The following is a 15,091-nucleotide window of genomic DNA, read 5'->3' on the forward strand; positions in this document are numbered from 1 at the left end:
GGTGCGGTCGTGTGGGGTGCCACGGACCGGCCGACGCGAGGCGTGAGCGCAGTTACACGGTCACAGCGTCGCGATCAACCGGTCCACCCGTTCGTCCACCGCGCGGAACGGGTCCTTGCACAGGACGGTTCGTTGGGCCTGGTCGTTCAGTTTGAGATGCACCCAGTCCACGGTGAAATCGCGGCCGGCGTTCTGCGCCGCGGCGATGAAGTCCCCGCGCAGCTTCGCCCGGGTGGTCTGCGGCGGGGTGTCCTTCGCGGCCTCGATCTCGCCGTCGTCGGTGACCCGGTCGACGAGGTCCTTGCGCTGGAGCAGGTCGAACACGCCCCGGCCCCGCCGGATGTCGTGGTAGGCGAGGTCGAGCTGCGCGATGCGGGGGCTGGACAGGCCGAGGTCGCTGCGCTTGCGGTAGCGCTCCACGAGCTTGTGCTTGATGGCCCAGTCGATCTCGCGGTCGATCAGCGAGAGGTCCTGGCGCTCGACGGCGTCGAGGGTGCGGCCCCACAGCTCGAGGACCCGGTCGGTCACCGGGTCGCTCCCCCGCCGGGCCACGTGCTCGACGGCGCGCTGGTGGTACTCGCGCTGGATGTCCAGGGCGCCGGCCTCGCGCCCCCCGGCGAGGCGGACGGGGCGGCGGCCGGTGAGGTCGTGGCTGATCTCGCGGATGGCGCGGATCGGGTTGTCGAGCGTGAAGTCCCGGAACTGGACGCCCTGCTCGATCATCTCCAGCACCAGGTGGGTGGTGCCCACCTTGAGCAGGGTGGTGACCTCGCTCATGTTCGAGTCGCCGACGATGACGTGCAGGCGGCGGTAGCGCTCGGCGTCGGCGTGCGGCTCGTCGCGGGTGTTGATGATCGGCCGGCTGCGGGTGGTGGCGGAGGACACGCCCTCCCAGATGTGCTCGGCGCGCTGGGAGAGGCAGAAGACGGCGCCGCGCGGGGTCTGCAGCACCTTGCCCGCGCCGGCGATGAGCTGGCGGGTCACCAGGAAGGGCAGCAGCACGTCGGCGATCCGGGAGAACTCGCCGGAGCGGCCCACCAGGTAGTTCTCGTGGCAGCCGTAGGAGTTGCCGGCCGAGTCGGTGTTGTTCTTGAACAGGAAGATGTCGCCGCCGATGCCCTCGTCGGCCAGGCGGCGCTCGGCGTCGAGCAGCAGGTCCTCGAGGATCCGCTCCCCCGCCTTGTCGTGGGCGACGAGCTGCTCGAGCGAGTCGCACTCCGCGGTGGCGTACTCGGGGTGGGACCCGACGTCGAGGTAGAGCCGCGAGCCGTTGCGCAGGAAGACGTTCGACGAGCGCCCCCACGACACCACCCGCCGGAACAGGTAGCGAGCGACCTCGTCCGGGGACAGCCGACGCTGACCGTGGAAGGTGCAGGTCACCCCGAACTCGGTCTCGATGCCGTAGATCCGCCGCTGCATGGACTCCAGCCTAAGCCCCCGAGGGCGCTGGCGGTGCCCTCCGACACCGGGCCGTCATCCCGGTCCCCCGCCGCTGTCCCCGCCCCACGTAGGGTCGGGCCCCATGCTTCCCCGGCGGCGCGCACGCCGCGCGAAGGCAGTGGTCCGAACGGGTCTGCGGCACAGCCGCCGATCGCTGCGGCCGGTCGGCGCGCTGGACCGGCGGGTGACGGAGTCGATCGGCGACCTCCCGCCGTCGCGCCTCGACGCGGCCCTGCTCGGCCTCACCCAGTCGGCCAACCACTCCGGCCTCTGGTTCGCCGCCGCGTCGGTGCTCGCGGGCCTGGGCACGCGGCGGACCCGACGCGGCGCGCTGCGCGGGGTGTTCGCGATCGGCCTGGCGAGCTTCGCGTCGAACGCCGTGCTGAAGCCGCTGGTGCCCCGTCGGCGCCCGGCCGCGGACCTGCTGCCGCCCTACCGCGCCCTGCCCGACCGTCCGACCTCGTCGTCGTTCCCCTCCGGGCACTCGGCGTCGGCGTTCGCGTTCGCGCTCGGGGTCGGGCTGGAGAGCCCGCGGGCGGCCGCGGTGCTGGCGCCCCTGGCGGCCACCGTCGCCTACTCGCGGATCCACGTCGGCGTGCACTGGACCAGCGACGTCGCCGTGGGCTCGGCGGTCGGGGCGGGCGCGGCCCTGCTCACGCAGCGCTGGCTGCCGCGTCGCCCGACCGACGAGGCGATCGCCCGGCCCTGGCTGGACGCCCCCGCGCTCGAGGAGGGCGAGGGCCTGTCCATGGTGGTGAACATGGGCTCGGGGCGCCCCGGGGTCGATCCGGCCGAGGAGATCGCGGGCGCCCTGCCGAAGGCCACGATCGTGCGGCTCGAGCCCGGGGACGACCTCCTGGGCCGGCTGAAGGAGGCCGCCGGGACGCCCGGCACGGTGGCGCTCGGGATCGCGGGCGGGGACGGGTCGGTCGCGGCGGCCGCGCGCATCGCCGAGGACCTCGACCTGCCGCTCGCGGTGATGCCCGCGGGCACGCTGAACCACTTCGGTCGCGACGTCGGCGTGTACGACCTGCAGGAGGTCGTGGACGCCACGGGCGCGGGCGAGGCGGTCGCGGTCGACGTCGGGGAGCTGAAGGTGTACGCGGCGTCCACCGGACCCGAGGGCGGTGAGCGGGTCGTCTTCGTCAACACCGCGTCGTTCGGGGGTTACCCGGACATGGTGCGGCTGCGCGAGAAGTGGGAGAAGCGCTGGGGCAAGTGGCCGGCCGCGTCCGCCGCGCTCGTCGCCGTGCTCTGGACCGCCCGCCCCGTCCGCTGCCGCATCGACGGCCGCGAGACCTCGGTGTGGATGCTGTTCGTCGGCAACGGGCCCTACGCCCCGGCCGGCATGACCCCGGCGTACCGCCCGCGCCTGGACACCGGCCTGCTCGAGGTGCGCTACCTGCGCGCCGACCGCCGGTTCTCCCGGGCCCGCGCCATCGTGGGCCTGCTGCTCGGGACGCTCGGCCACATCCGGACCTACGTCGAGCACACGGCCCGCACGCTGGACGTGGAGCTGCTCGACGGCCCGCTCGAGGTGGCCACCGACGGCGAGGTGATGGTCGCGGGCGAGCGGCTGTGCTTCTCGGTCGCCGACCACCCGGTGCCGGTCTACCGCCGCGACGAGACCCGCTGGCCGGAGCGCGCCTCCGTGTGGTGACGCCCTGCCCCTGAACGAGCGAACGGCACTCTCGCAGCCTCTATGTGCGCGAGAGTGCCGTTCGCTCGTTCAGGGAGGGTTCAGGCGTCCGCGCCGCCGGCGCCGGAGACCTCGTCGCCCGCCCCGGTGTCGCCGGCGTCCGCGTCGGCGGAGGCGGCCGGCTCGGCGGCGGGCAGCAGCGCGGACAGGGCCGCGCCGGTGATGCGGCGGAACGAGCGCCGGGGACGGCGGGCGCGGTCGAGCAGGGCGACCTCGAGCGAGTCGACGCCGAGGGTGCGGTCGTCGGACGAGGACGACGAGGAGCCGTTCTGCGCCTGCAGGGCGTCCAGGGCCGTGCGCAGCGCCCCCTGCGTGTCGAGCGTGCCGTCGTAGGACGACTTGAGCGCCGTCGAGATGGGCTCGGTGGTGCCGCCCATGACGACGAACTGCGGCTCGTCGGAGATCGACCCGTCGTAGGTGATGCGGAAGAGCTGGTCGGACTCCGGGTTCTCCCCGAGCGCCGCGACGCACAGCTCGACCTCGAACGGCTTCTGCTGCTCGATGAAGCTCGCGCCGAGGATGTTGGAGTACGCGTTGGCCAGGGCACGCCCGGACACGTCGCGCCGGTCGTAGGAGTAGCCCTGCACGTCGGCCCAGCGCACGCCGGCCCGGCGCAGGTTCTCGAACTCGTTGTAGCGGCCGACCGCGGCGAACCCGAGCTGGTCGTAGATCTCGGAGATCTTGCGCAGCGACTTCGACCGGTTCTCCGCGACGAACAGGACCCCGTCCGCGCAGCTCAGCACCACCACGCTGCGACCGCGGGAGATGCCCTTGCGGGCGAGCTCCGAGCGGTCGCGCATCAGCTGGTCGACCGACGCGTAGAACGGCATCGTCATGGCGGGGAGGCTCCCTCTTCGGTGCTCGGGGTCCGGGTGGGGGTGATCAGCTGGTCGCGCGCTCGCGGCGGCCGGCGATGACGGCCTCCGCGGTCGCCTGGACCTCGTCGGCGGGCAGCTGGACCGCGCCCGACGCGTCGATCGCCACGACGATCGGGAAGATGTTGCGGACGGTGTCGGGGCCGCCGGTCGCCGAGTCGTCGTCGGCGGCGTCGTAGAGCGCCTCGACGGTGTTGCGGACCGTGGTGGCGCGGTCGGCGGTGACGTCGTGGAGCTTCTTCAGCGACGAGCGCGCGAACAGCGAACCGGAGCCGACGGCCGCGTAGCCGCCGTGCTCCTCGTAGCGTCCGCCGACGACGTCGTAGGAGACGATCCGACCCGCGCGGGCCGGTTCGACGGCGTCGAGGTCGTAGCCCGCGAACAGCGGGACGTAGGACAGGCCCTGCATCGCGGCGCCGAGGTTGCCGCGGATCATCGAGGCGAGCCGGTTGGACTTGCCGTCGAAGGTCAGCCCGACGCCCTCGAGCTTCTCGTAGTGCTCCAGGTCCACCGCGAACAGCCGGATGGCCTCCACCGCGAGCCCGGCGGTGCCCGCGATGCCGGCCGCCGAGTAGTCGTCGGTGATGTAGACCTTCTGCATGTCGCGCTGGGAGATGAGGTTGCCCATCGTCGCCCGGCGGTCGCCCGCGATGACGACGCCCCCGTCGTAGACCGCGGCGACGATCGTCGTGCCGTGCGGGACCCCGCCCGCGACCTCCGGCGTCGCCCCGCGCGCGGTGGGCAGCAGGTCCGGCCTGACGGTCGAGAGGAAGTCGATGAACGAGGACGTGCCGGAGTCGAAGTACGCGGGCGCGAGCCCGGGGCTCATCCTGGGGTCCATCGGCGGTCGTCGCTCCTCTGCTGGTGGTACCGCTTCTGCAGACGCACGCGGCGGGCCGGAACGCTAGTCCCGGCCCGCCGCGTCCGCACGATGGTCCGCCGTGGTTCGCGCATGGCGAACCCGGCGGACCGGCTGACTACTCGCCGCCCTTCTGGACGTAGGCGCGCACGAAGTCCTCGGCGTTCTCCTCGAGGACGTCGTCGATCTCGTCGAGGATGCTGTCGGTCTCCTCGCCGAGCTTCTCGCGGCGCTCCTGGCCGGCGGCGGTGGTGTCCTCGCCGCCGTCGCCGTCGTCGCCACCGCCCTGCCGCTGGGTCTGTTCCTGCGCCATGGCTGCCTCCCGGTGCCGAAGGGTGTTGCGACCCCGAACCCTACCTGGCCGAGCGGGCTCGGGATGTCAGGAACATCATCCGCGGGTCAGCGCCTCGACCAGGGCGGTGGCGTTCTCGGCGTTGTCGATGAGCTCCCCGACGTGCCCGCGGGTGCCGCGCAGCGGTTCCAGCGTGGGGATCCGGACCAGCGACTCGCGGCCCAGGTCGAAGATCACCGAGTCCCACGAGGCGGCCGCGACCTCGCTCGGGTAGCGCTCCAGGCACCGGCCGCGGAAGTAGGCGCGGGTGTCCTCCGGGGGCTGGGTGACCGCGGCGCGCACCTCCTCCTCGGTGACGAGGCGCTTGATCGACCCGCGGGTCACGAGCCGGTTGTAGAGCCCCTTGGCCTGCCGGACGTCGGAGTACTGCAGGTCGATCAGGTGCAGCTTCGGCGAGTCCCAGGGCAGGTTGTCGCGCTCCTGGTAGCTCTGCAGCAGCTTGAGCTTGGCCACCCAGTCCAGCCGGTCGGCGCAGCGCATCGGGTCGGCCTCGAGGTCGTCGAGCACCTGGCCCCAGATCTCGAGGGTCTCGCGGGTGACCTCGTCGACGTCGTCGCCCTGGGTCTCCTGCTCGTGCTTGCGGGCCCGCTCGTAGTACTCGCGCTGGATCTGCAAGGCGGTCATCCGCCGCCCGTTGGCCAGGTCGACCTCGACCTGCAGCGTCGGGTCGTGGCTGATCCGGTGCACCGAGCGGACCGGCTCGAGCAGGCGCAGGTCGTCGAACCGGACGCCGTCCTCGATCATCGAGAGGACGAGCGCGGTCGTGCCGACCTTGAGGAAGGTCGAGTACTCGGAGAGGTTCGCGTCGCCGATGATGACGTGCAGCCGGCGGTACTTGTCGGCGTCGGCGTGCGGCTCGTCGCGGGTGTTGATGATGCCGCGCTTGAGCGTGGTCTCCAGGCCGACCTCGACCTCGATGTAGTCCGCGCGCTGCGAGAGCTGGTAGCCCACCTCGTCACCGGAGGCCCCGAGCCCGACGCGGCCCGCGCCGGTCATCACCTGCCGGGTCACGAAGAACGGGGTGAGCCCGGAGATGATGCTGGGGAACGGCGTCTGCCGGTTGCACAGGTAGTTCTCGTGCGAGCCGTACGAGGCGCCCTTGCCGTCGATGTTGTTCTTGTAGAGCTGGATGCGCCCGGTGCCGGGGACGACGGCGGCCCGCTCGGCCGCGTCCTCCATCACCCGCTCCCCCGCCTTGTCCCAGATCACCGCGCCGCGCGGGGTGGTGACCTCGGGGGCGGAGAACTCGGGGTGGGCGTGGTCGACGTAGAGCCGGGCACCGTTGGTGAGGATGACGTTGGCGGCGCCGAGGTCGTCGAGGTCGCCGGTGTCCGGCGGCGGGCCGGCACTCGGGCCGAGGTCGAACCCGCGGGCGTCGCGCAGCGGGGACTCCACCTCGTAGTCCCACCGGGCGCGCCGGGCGCGGGGCACCTCGGCGGCCGCCGCGTAGGCGAGGACGACCTGGGTGGAGGTGATGACGGGGTTCGCCGTCGGGTCGCCCGGCACGGAGATGCCGTACTCGATCTCGGTGCCCATGATGCGGCGCGCGGTCATGCCCCGACCCTAGTTGGCGCCCGCGCCCGCCGCCCTGCGCCACAGCAGGGTGAAGGCCACGAGCGCGACGAGGGTCGCCCCCGTCATCGTCAGGCCCATCGGCAGCGCGGTGGTCCCGCCGCCGATCCCGACCAGCGGCGCCGAGAAGCCGCCGACGAGGAACTGGGCCGTCCCCAGCAGGGCCGAGGCGCTGCCGGCGTGCTCGGGGTGGTCGGCGAGGCTCAGCGTGGTCGCGGCGGGCAGGGCGGTGCCCACGCCGCACACGGTGACGAACAGCCCGACGACGACGCCCCAGACGCCCAGGCCGAGCGCGCCCGCCAGGACGGTCGCCGAGCCGACGAACGCGATGACGAGGCCCAGCGGCACCATCCGCCGCGCCTCCACCTTCTCGGCGCCGATCAGCCGCCCGGAGAGTTGCACGGCGCTGACGATGCCGACGGAGTTGACGGCGAACACGCCGCTGAACTCCTGGGGCGAGAGTCCGTAGAGGCCCTGCAGCACGAACGTGGACCCGGAGATGTAGGCGAACATCGCGGCGAAGGCGAAGCCCGCGGCCGCCACACAGGCGAGGACCCGGGCGTCGGCGAGCAGGACGCCGAAGGCGTGCCGCGTGGTCCGCCAGCCGCCGGCCCGTCGGCGGTCGGGCGGCAGCGTCTCCGGGACCGCCAGCAGCACGCCGACCAGCACGACCAGCCCGAGCGCGGCGAGCACCAGGAACACCCCGCGCCACGACGTGACCCGCAGCAGCTGGCCGCCGAGCACGGGCGCGACGATCGGCGCGACCCCCGAGACGAGCATCAGCGCGGCGAACGCCCGCGCCGCGGCGGGGCCGTCGTACAGGTCCCGCACGACGGCCCGGGCGAGCACGATCCCGACCGCCCCGAGGAGGCCCTGCGCCAGCCGGAGCGCCACGAGGGTCCCGACGTCGGGCGCGGCGGCACAGGCCGCGGACAGGACGACGAAGCCGACCGCGCCGACGATCATCGGCCGGCGGCGGCCGAGGACGTCCGAGAGCGGCCCGGCGACGAGCTGGCCCACCGCGAGGCCGACCACGCACGCGGTGAGGGTCAGCGCGACCAGCGACGCCGACGCCTCGAGCTCCACCGCGATCGCCGGCAGGGCCGGCAGGTAGGTGTCGATCGACAGCGGCGCGGCCGCGGTCAGGGCGCCCAGGACGACGGTGCGGGCGGGTCCCCGCGCCCTCACCGCCGGAGGTCGACGGCGGCCGGGGACGACCCCTCGTCGGGACGGTCGTCGGCGAGCCAGCGCAGCAGGTGCTCGTGGATCCGCGGGTCGTTGAGCAGGTGGAAGTGGTGCGACGACGGGAGGGTCTCGACGTCGGTGATCGCGCCCCGCGCGGAGTCCACCGGGACGAGCAGGTCGCCGAGGATGTTCGCGAGCGGGTGGTGGGCGTTCGAGGTGAGGCACGCGGCGACGCCGTGGTGGGTCGACGAGGCCAGCAGCGGCACGTCGGTGTCGGAGACGCCGGCGACGAGGTCGCGGATCCCGGCCGAGCGCCGGTCGAGGAACTCGCCCCAGGTGCGGGAGCGGGCCCAGCGGGAGAGCTGGGTGGCGAGCTGGTCCACGCGGTGGGCCAGCGGGGCGCCCTCGTGCGGGGAGCCGAGGTAGACCATGCGGCGCACGGCGTGCACCCACGGCTCGCCGGCGAGGACCGCGGCGTGGCAGGCGTGGCGCAGGACGAGCCCGCCCATCGAGTGCCCGACGAGGTCGAGCCGTTCGATCGGCTCCGGCCAGGCGTCGAACACCTCGGCGAGCAGCACCGAGAGCGCCGCCCCGTTGTGGGCGATGCGCATGCCCGTGTTGTAGCGCAGCAGCAGCGGGACCGCCCCGACCGCGGAGGCGATGCGCTCGGCGTAGCCCTCCCCCGCCGAGTCCTCGTCGGCGAGCCGCCAGGCGTGCTCGGTCTCCCCCAGGCCGTGCACGAACAGCACGACGTGGGAGAGGTCCCGCTCGGGGTGGTCGGCGACGGCGGCGGCGACGTCGTCGAGGCGCAGCTGCGCGTGCGGGTCCTCGTCGTGCAGCGTGGACGTGTAGAGCGCCATCGGGACCGCGAGGTCGTTGTCGAGGGCCACCATGTGGTCGCCGACGAGGCCGTTGATCGCGCCGGTGAGGACGGCGCCGGCCGGGCGGGACGTGATGGGTGTCCAGTCGGCCCGCCCGGAGGCCTCGCGGTAGAGCTCGGCGGCGAGGCCGATGCCGCGGCCGGTGGCGTGGCCGATCCCGCGGACCGCGGAGTAGACGCCGGCGCTGATGCCGTCGTGCAGCAGCTGCGCGGGCTTCGAGGCGGGCCCGAGGCCGACCTTGCGCAGGGTGGCGAACACCGTGTCGGAGATCGCGCGGTGGGTGCCCTCGACGGGGCGGGAGATGATGTCGACGGCCTCGGACGCGACACCGGCCGCCCCCCGGACCTCGTTGCGAGGAGCGGGAAGCGGCCGGTCGTCGGTCATGCTCGGACGGTACCCGAAGTCACAGGTACTGACCCGTGTTGGACGCGGTGTCGATCTCCTTGCCCTGCGTCGAGCCCTTGCCGGTGACGAGCGTGCGGATGTAGACGATCCGCTCGCCCTTCTTGCCGGAGATGCGGGCCCAGTCGTCCGGGTTGGTCGTGTTCGGCAGGTCCTCGGACTCGGCGAACTCGTCCACCACGGCGTCGAGCAGGTGCTGCACCCGCAGACCGGACTGCTTGGTCTCCAGGTGCGACTTGATCGCGGACTTCTTGGCGCGCCCGACGATGTTCTCGATCACCGCGCCGGAGTTGAAGTCCTTGAAGTACAGGACCTCCTTGTCCCCGTTGGCGTAGGTGACCTCGAGGAACCGGTTGTCGTCGGTCTCGGCGTACATCCGCTCGACGACCCGCTCGATCATGCCGTCGAGGCAGGCCTGCCGGTTGCCGCCGAACTCCGCGACGTCGTCCTCGTGGACCGGCAGCCCCTCGATGAGGTACTTGCCGAAGATGTCGATCGCGGCCTCCGCGTCGGGACGCTCGATCTTGATCTTCACGTCGAGCCGGCCCGGGCGCAGGATCGCGGGGTCGATCATGTCCTCGCGGTTCGACGCACCGATCACGATGACGTTCTCGAGGCCCTCGACGCCGTCGATCTCGCTGAGCAGCTGCGGGACGATCGTCGTCTCCACGTCGGAGCTGACGCCCGACCCGCGGGTGCGGAAGATCGAGTCCATCTCGTCGAAGAACACGATCACCGGGGTGCCCTCGGACGCCTTCTCGCGCGCCCGCTGGAAGATCATCCGGATGTGCCGCTCGGTCTCGCCCACGAACTTGTTGAGCAGCTCGGGACCCTTGATGTTGAGGAAGTGCGCCTTGATGTCGCGGCTGTCCTCGCCGCGCTGCTCGGCGACCTTCTTCGCCAGCGAGTTCGCCACCGCCTTGGCGATGAGCGTCTTGCCGCAGCCGGGCGGGCCGTAGAGCAGGACGCCCTTCGGCGGGCGCAGCTGGTACTCGCGGAACAGGTCCGCGTGCAGGAACGGCAGCTCCACCGCGTCGCGGATGGAGTCGATCTGCCGCGAGAGCCCGCCGATGTCGGTGTACGCGACGTCGGGGACCTCCTCGAGGACGAGCTCCTCGACCTCGGCCTTGGGCACCTTCTCGTAGGCGTAGCCCACCTTGGTGTCGACCATGAGCGAGTCGCCCGGCTTGAGCTCCGGGGCGTCCGGGCCGAACAGCGAGTCGGCGAGGTGGATCACCCGCTCCTCGTCGGCGTGCCCGATGATCAGGGCGCGCGTGCGCGACCCGTCCTCGTCGGTCAGCACCTCGCGCAGCGAGCAGACCTCGCCGATGCGCTCGTAGTCGCCGCCCTCGACGACGGTGAGGGCCTCGTTGAGCCGGACCGACTGGCCGCGCGTGAGCTCGGCGGCCTCGACGGCGGGGGACACGGCGACGCGCATCCTCCGGCCAGACGTGAAGACGTCGACCGTCTGATCCTCGTGGAGGGTCAGGAACACGCCGTAGCTCGACGGCGGTTGCGCGAGACGGTCCACCTCCTCGCGGAGCGCGACGAGCTGGGCCCGCGCCTCCTTGAGGGTGTCGGTGAGCTTGTCGTTGCGCTCGGTCAGTTGGGACACCCGCGCCGCCGAGTCCGCGAGCCGCTGCTCGAGGATCCGGGTGTGGCGCGGTGACTCGGTCAGCTTCCGACGCAGCAGGGCGACCTCTTCTTCGAGGAATCGCACCTGTGCCGCCATGTCCGCCGCGCCTCGGTCGCGGCCCTGGTCGGATCGGCCCCTGGGGTCGTCGTTCATGCTCACGGCGCCCTCCTCCCGCTACTCCGTGGCGTCACCGTACCCGTGAAAGAGGGTGTCCGTGGAGTAGCGAGCCGGTGACGGACTTCTCGCGTCGTCGTCGTGCTTTTGTCACCGAGAGTGGGGCTTGCGGGTTCAGAAGTGTGCTATCGAGTCCGGGTCGGGCGGCGCTGCACCCGCGGTGGGGTGACCCCGTCGGCGAGCCTCCTGGCGGTGACCAGGAACGCCGTGTGGGCGATCATCCGGTGTTCCGGGCGCACCGCGAGGCCGACGCTGTGCCACGGCCTGACCAGCGATTCCCACGCCTGCGGCTCGGTCCAGCCGTTCTGGTCGCGCAGCGCCTCGGTGAGGGTGGAGAGCTGCGTCGTGGTGGCCACGTAGCCCACCAGCACGCCCCCGGGGACCAGGACGTCCCGGACGGTGTCGAGGACCTCCCACGGTGACAGCATGTCGAGCACGATGCGGTCGAAGGTGCCGGTGGCCGTCGCCATGTCACCGAGGTGGACGTGCCAGTTCGGCGGGTGTTCGCCGAAGAACCGGACCACGTTGGCCTCGGCGTGCTCGAGGTGGTCGTCGCGGATCTCGTAGCTGGTGACCGTGCCCTCCGGGCCCACCGCACGCAGGAGACTGCAGGTCAGGGCGCCGCTGCCGGCCCCGGCCTCGAGGACGTTCGCGCCCGGGAACACGTCGCCCCACATGACGATCTGCGCGGCGTCCTTCGGGTAGATGACCTGCGCGCCGCGGGGCATGGCGAGCACGTAGTCGGGCAGCAGGGGCCGCAGGGCGAGGTAGGGCGTGTTCGCCGCGGAGTGCACGACGCTGCCCTCGGGGGCGCCGATGAGCTTGTCGTGGGCGATCGCGCCGCGGTGGGTGTGGTAGCTCTGCCCGGGCTCCAGGACGAGGCTGAAGTGCCGGCCCTTCGGGTCGGTCAGCTGCACCCGGTCGCCGGGGAGGAACGGCCCCGACCGGGCCGGTCCGCGCCGGTCGGTGTCCTCGGTCGCGCTGGTGTCGGTCGCCCCGGTGTCGGTCGCCCCGGTGTCGGTCGCCCCGGTGTCGGTCGCCCCGGTGTCGGTCGCCCCGGTGTCGGTCGCCCCGGTGGGCCCGTCGGCCGTGGTCGCCTGCTCGTGCTGCACCGACCCGTCGTCGGGCTGCTCGGCGGTCACGTCGGTCGGGTGCACGGCCGTCAACCCTAGGCGGAGGCCGTGCGCGCCCCGGCCACCCCCTCGTCCGACCATGATCACCATTTCGGTGGCGACACGCGCAAGATCTGATGCGACTCGCCACCGAAGTTCAGGGCGTGGTCGGGCGGGCCTCGGATGCGAGCGCCGCGATGGCGTTCTGCACGAACAGATCGGGGTGCTCGCGGAGCTCGAACCAGTTCGTCCGGATCACGACCCAACCGTCGAGCATCAGGGCGTTCTGCCGGCGGGCGTCGCGGAGGAAGGCGCGCAGGTCACGGTGGTAGGCCCAGCCATCGATCTCGATCAGCACCCTGCGCTCCACGAAGGCCACGTCGAGCACAGCGCGGCCGAAGCCGGGGAGCCGGATCTCGTGGTCGGCGTGCCAGCCACGGAGCCCGGCGCTCCGGAGCAGCCGGTGTGCCGTCCGCTCCGCCTCCGACCGTGCGCCACCACCCGCCAGGAGCAGGAGTTGCAGGGCCACGACGGCTCCGTACCGGCCGATGGTCCGACGATGTACGTCCCACATCGCCTCGAGGCTCACGCCTGCCTGAAGTGCCTGGTCCATGAGCCGGGCACCGAGCAGCAGCCCGAGCGACGCCACCGCGGCGAGCACGGTCGCCGGCTTCTTCGTCACGGGGACGCCGTCGACGACGACCCGGTCCTGCGGCGGGACCGCACGCCGCAGCAGGCGGACGCCCGTCCGGGGTCGTGGCTGGCGGGCGTGGTCGACGGCGATTTCGATCTCGGCCGGGGCCACGTCGGTGAGGCGCCACCAGAACGCCGCCGACCGGCCGACCAGGGTGGCGTCCTCGCCGAGCGACAGCATCGCGGCCCGGATGCGGGAGCGCGGGGTGACGGGGTGGTCGGCGGCGCGCAGGACGCCGTTCGCCTCGCGCAGCCACTCGCCCTTCTTCACCCGCGCCGCGATCTGGGCCCGCGTGAACCCGGCCTCCTTCGCCTGCGCGGTGCTCAGCAGCCCGTCCTGGTCGCGGATCAGTGTTCGTGCCCGGTCGTCCCGGTTCAGGTGCCCCACACCGGCTCGGACGCAGCCCGGCGCCCTCCGGATCCATCGGGTTCCCGGGCTCGAGGCGGACCGAGGTTGTCAGGGGTCCGTCGTAGCGTCCGCGGCATGATCGAGACGAGCACCACCACGGTCCCCGCGCCCCGCACGTCCCGGGAGGACCGGCCGCGGCGTCGCCCGGCGTTGTCGCCGTCCCGCGCCGGGGACTTCAAGCAGTGCCCGCTGCTCTACCGGTTCCGGGCGATCGACCGGCTGCCCGAGCGGCGCAGCCCGGCCCAGCTGCGCGGGATCGTGGTGCACGCGGTGCTGGAACGGCTCTTCGCGCTCGACCCGCCGCTGCGGCGGCCGGAGCGGGCGCACGGGCTGCTCGCGGAGGTCGTGGCGGAGCTGGACGCGGCGGACCGGGAGCTGCTCGGGGACCCGGCCGCGGCGGGCGCGCTCGTGGACGCCTACTTCGCGATGGAGGACCCACGCCGCCTGCGACCCGAGGCGTGCGAGGTGTTCCTGGAGACCGAACTGGCCTCCGGGGTCGGGTTGCGCGGCTACGTCGACCGGCTGGACGTGTCGCCGGAGGGCGACGTGCGGATCGTCGACTACAAGACCGGGTCGGCGCCGCGCGAGGTGTTCGAGGCGCGGGCCCTGTTCCAGCTGAAGTTCTACGCGCTCGTGCTGCTGCGGGCCCGGGGCGTGCTGCCGCGCCAGCTGCGCCTGATGTACCTCGCCGACGGGCAGAGCCTCACCCACTCCCCCACCGTGGCCGAGCTGGAGCGGTTCGAGCGCACGGTCGTGGCCCTGTGGGCGGCCATCCTGCGCGCGGCCCCGACGGGTGACTTCCGGCCCAACCCGGGGCGGACGTGCGGCTGGTGCGCGCACCAGGCAGTCTGCCCGGCGTTCGGCGGGACGCCGCCGGACTACCCCGGCTGGCCCGACGGGAGCCCCGACGCGGGCTCCGACGACACCCCCGACACCACGGAGACCGCTCCCCCATGACCGCCCCCGTGCCCGAGCCCTACTTCCGTCTCCTCGACGACGACCGCCCCGACGGCACGCGGGTGGCGGCGTCCGCGTCCACCGCGGGCCCGTGGTTCGCCGACGCGCAGCACATGGGCCCGCCGAGCGCCCTGCTGATCCGCGCCCTCGAGCGGCGGTCCGGGCGCGAGGACGTGCGGCTCGCCCGGGTGACCGTGGAGGTGCTGGGCAAGGTGCCCGTCGGCGAGCTCGTGGTGCGCGCCGAGGTCACGCGGCCGGGGCGCACGATCGAGCTGGTCACCGCCGAGCTCGCCGCGCCCGACCCGGCCTCGGGCGCCGTCCGGCCGGTGGCCCGGGCGCACGGCTGGTTCCACGGCGTCGGGGACACCGCGGAGGTCGTCACCGTGCCGGGTGCGGCGATGCCGGCGCTGCCGGGCCCGGAGGCCGGGGCGCAGCGTGACATCCCCGACGGCTGGCTCCCCGGCTACCTCACGTCGGTGGACTGGCGGTGGATCGAGGGTGGTCTCGAGGTCACCGGACCGGGACGGGCGTGGGGTCGGCTGCGCGGCCCGGTGGTGGAGGGCGAGGAGCCGACGGCCACCCAGCGGCTCGCGGCCGTCGCCGACTCGACGAACGGCGTCGCGAGCCGGCTCGACCTGCGGCACTGGCTGTTCGTCAACACGGACCTGACGCTGCACCTGCACCGCGTGCCCACCGGAGAGTGGACCGGGCTGGACGCGGACAGCGTGATCGGGCCCGAGGGCACCGGGACGGCCTACTCCGTGCTGCACGACGAGCACGGGCCTCTCGGCCGGGCCGCGCAGGCGCTCACCGTGCGGCCCCGCTAGGTCCGGGGCCGCACCGGC

Annotated in this window: 13 protein-coding genes; 3 read left to right on the plus strand and 10 right to left on the minus strand. The window is 73.2% G+C overall.

Features of this window, described 5'->3' with window-relative positions:
• Window positions 1–60: 60 nt before the first annotated feature.
• Window positions 61–1,419, minus strand: coding sequence for a Pup--protein ligase (pafA, locus tag ACQPYX_RS17485; protein ID WP_230751800.1), 1,359 nt, complete (start codon window positions 1,417–1,419; stop codon window positions 61–63).
• A gap of 205 nt (window positions 1,420–1,624) precedes the next feature.
• Here pafA and ACQPYX_RS17490 point away from each other — a divergent pair, with 205 nt between their 5' ends.
• Window positions 1,625–3,100: a bifunctional phosphatase PAP2/diacylglycerol kinase family protein gene (locus ACQPYX_RS17490; RefSeq protein ID WP_433798588.1), complete on the plus strand. Its 1,476-nt coding sequence runs from the start codon at window positions 1,625–1,627 to the stop codon at window positions 3,098–3,100.
• An 80-nt stretch (window positions 3,101–3,180) separates the two neighbouring features.
• Here ACQPYX_RS17490 and prcA read toward each other — a convergent pair whose 3' ends face one another.
• The 9 genes from prcA to ACQPYX_RS17535 all read right to left on the minus strand — a co-directional run bounded on the left by prcA (window position 3,181) and on the right by ACQPYX_RS17535 (window position 13,268).
• A complete protein-coding gene (prcA, locus tag ACQPYX_RS17495) occupies window positions 3,181–3,975 on the minus strand; it encodes a proteasome subunit alpha (protein ID WP_433798589.1) in 795 nt (264 codons plus the stop codon).
• Between the two features lie 46 nt (window positions 3,976–4,021).
• A complete protein-coding gene (gene prcB, locus ACQPYX_RS17500) occupies window positions 4,022–4,843 on the minus strand; it encodes a proteasome subunit beta (protein WP_433798590.1) in 822 nt (273 codons plus the stop codon).
• Between the two features lie 148 nt (window positions 4,844–4,991).
• Window positions 4,992–5,186, minus strand: a complete 195-nt coding sequence (locus ACQPYX_RS17505; RefSeq protein WP_179793369.1) for a ubiquitin-like protein Pup — start codon at window positions 5,184–5,186, stop codon at window positions 4,992–4,994.
• Window positions 5,187–5,261: 75 nt separating this feature from the next.
• The gene (gene dop, locus ACQPYX_RS17510) at window positions 5,262–6,779 is read right to left on the minus strand and encodes a depupylase/deamidase Dop (protein ID WP_433798591.1); all 1,518 of its coding nucleotides are present in this window, start codon (window positions 6,777–6,779) and stop codon (window positions 5,262–5,264) included.
• Between the two features lie 9 nt (window positions 6,780–6,788).
• A complete protein-coding gene (locus tag ACQPYX_RS17515) occupies window positions 6,789–7,985 on the minus strand; it encodes a multidrug effflux MFS transporter (RefSeq protein ID WP_433798592.1) in 1,197 nt (398 codons plus the stop codon).
• The gene (locus tag ACQPYX_RS17520; RefSeq protein WP_433798593.1) at window positions 7,982–9,247 is read right to left on the minus strand and encodes an esterase/lipase family protein; all 1,266 of its coding nucleotides are present in this window, start codon (window positions 9,245–9,247) and stop codon (window positions 7,982–7,984) included. Before ACQPYX_RS17520 ends, ACQPYX_RS17515 begins: the two co-directional genes overlap by 4 nt.
• A gap of 19 nt (window positions 9,248–9,266) precedes the next feature.
• Window positions 9,267–11,054: a proteasome ATPase gene (gene arc / locus ACQPYX_RS17525; protein WP_230752076.1), complete on the minus strand. Its 1,788-nt coding sequence runs from the start codon at window positions 11,052–11,054 to the stop codon at window positions 9,267–9,269.
• Between the two features lie 146 nt (window positions 11,055–11,200).
• On the minus strand, window positions 11,201–11,992 hold the full coding sequence (locus ACQPYX_RS17530) for a tRNA (adenine-N1)-methyltransferase (protein WP_433803746.1): 792 nt from the start codon (window positions 11,990–11,992) through the stop codon (window positions 11,201–11,203).
• 352 nt (window positions 11,993–12,344) lie between these two features.
• On the minus strand, window positions 12,345–13,268 hold the full coding sequence (locus tag ACQPYX_RS17535) for a type IV toxin-antitoxin system AbiEi family antitoxin domain-containing protein (protein ID WP_433798594.1): 924 nt from the start codon (window positions 13,266–13,268) through the stop codon (window positions 12,345–12,347).
• Window positions 13,269–13,364: 96 nt separating this feature from the next.
• Between ACQPYX_RS17535 and ACQPYX_RS17540 the strand changes: the two genes are divergently transcribed.
• Together ACQPYX_RS17540 and ACQPYX_RS17545 are read left to right on the plus strand one after the other, a co-directional pair.
• Window positions 13,365–14,246 carry a RecB family exonuclease gene (locus tag ACQPYX_RS17540; protein ID WP_433798595.1) on the plus strand — a complete coding sequence of 294 codons (882 nt, stop codon included), beginning with the start codon at window positions 13,365–13,367 and terminating at the stop codon, window positions 14,244–14,246.
• Window positions 14,243–15,073, plus strand: a complete 831-nt coding sequence (locus ACQPYX_RS17545; protein WP_433798596.1) for a thioesterase family protein — start codon at window positions 14,243–14,245, stop codon at window positions 15,071–15,073. Before ACQPYX_RS17540 ends, ACQPYX_RS17545 begins: the two co-directional genes overlap by 4 nt.
• Window positions 15,074–15,091 lie beyond the last annotated feature (18 nt).

Source organism: Actinomycetospora sp. CA-084318 (genome assembly GCF_050955885.1).
Lineage (GTDB): Bacteria > Actinomycetota > Actinomycetes > Mycobacteriales > Pseudonocardiaceae > Actinomycetospora.

What these genes read in the sequence shown, in the direction of transcription:
- pafA (WP_230751800.1), bottom strand. Translation starts at nt 1,419, where the DNA reads ATGCAGCGGCGGATCTACGGCATCGAGACCGAGTTCGGGGTGACCTGC.
- prcA (WP_433798589.1), bottom strand. Translation starts at nt 3,975, where the DNA reads ATGACGATGCCGTTCTACGCGTCGGTCGACCAGCTGATGCGCGACCGC.
- prcB (WP_433798590.1), bottom strand. Translation starts at nt 4,843, where the DNA reads ATGAGCCCCGGGCTCGCGCCCGCGTACTTCGACTCCGGCACGTCCTCG.
- ACQPYX_RS17505 (WP_179793369.1), bottom strand. Translation starts at nt 5,186, where the DNA reads ATGGCGCAGGAACAGACCCAGCGGCAGGGCGGTGGCGACGACGGCGAC.
- dop (WP_433798591.1), bottom strand. Translation starts at nt 6,779, where the DNA reads ATGACCGCGCGCCGCATCATGGGCACCGAGATCGAGTACGGCATCTCC.
- ACQPYX_RS17520 (WP_433798593.1), bottom strand. Translation starts at nt 9,247, where the DNA reads ATGACCGACGACCGGCCGCTTCCCGCTCCTCGCAACGAGGTCCGGGGG.
- arc (WP_230752076.1), bottom strand. Translation starts at nt 11,054, where the DNA reads ATGAACGACGACCCCAGGGGCCGATCCGACCAGGGCCGCGACCGAGGC.
- ACQPYX_RS17540 (WP_433798595.1), top strand. Translation starts at nt 13,365, where the DNA reads ATGATCGAGACGAGCACCACCACGGTCCCCGCGCCCCGCACGTCCCGG.
- ACQPYX_RS17545 (WP_433798596.1), top strand. Translation starts at nt 14,243, where the DNA reads ATGACCGCCCCCGTGCCCGAGCCCTACTTCCGTCTCCTCGACGACGAC.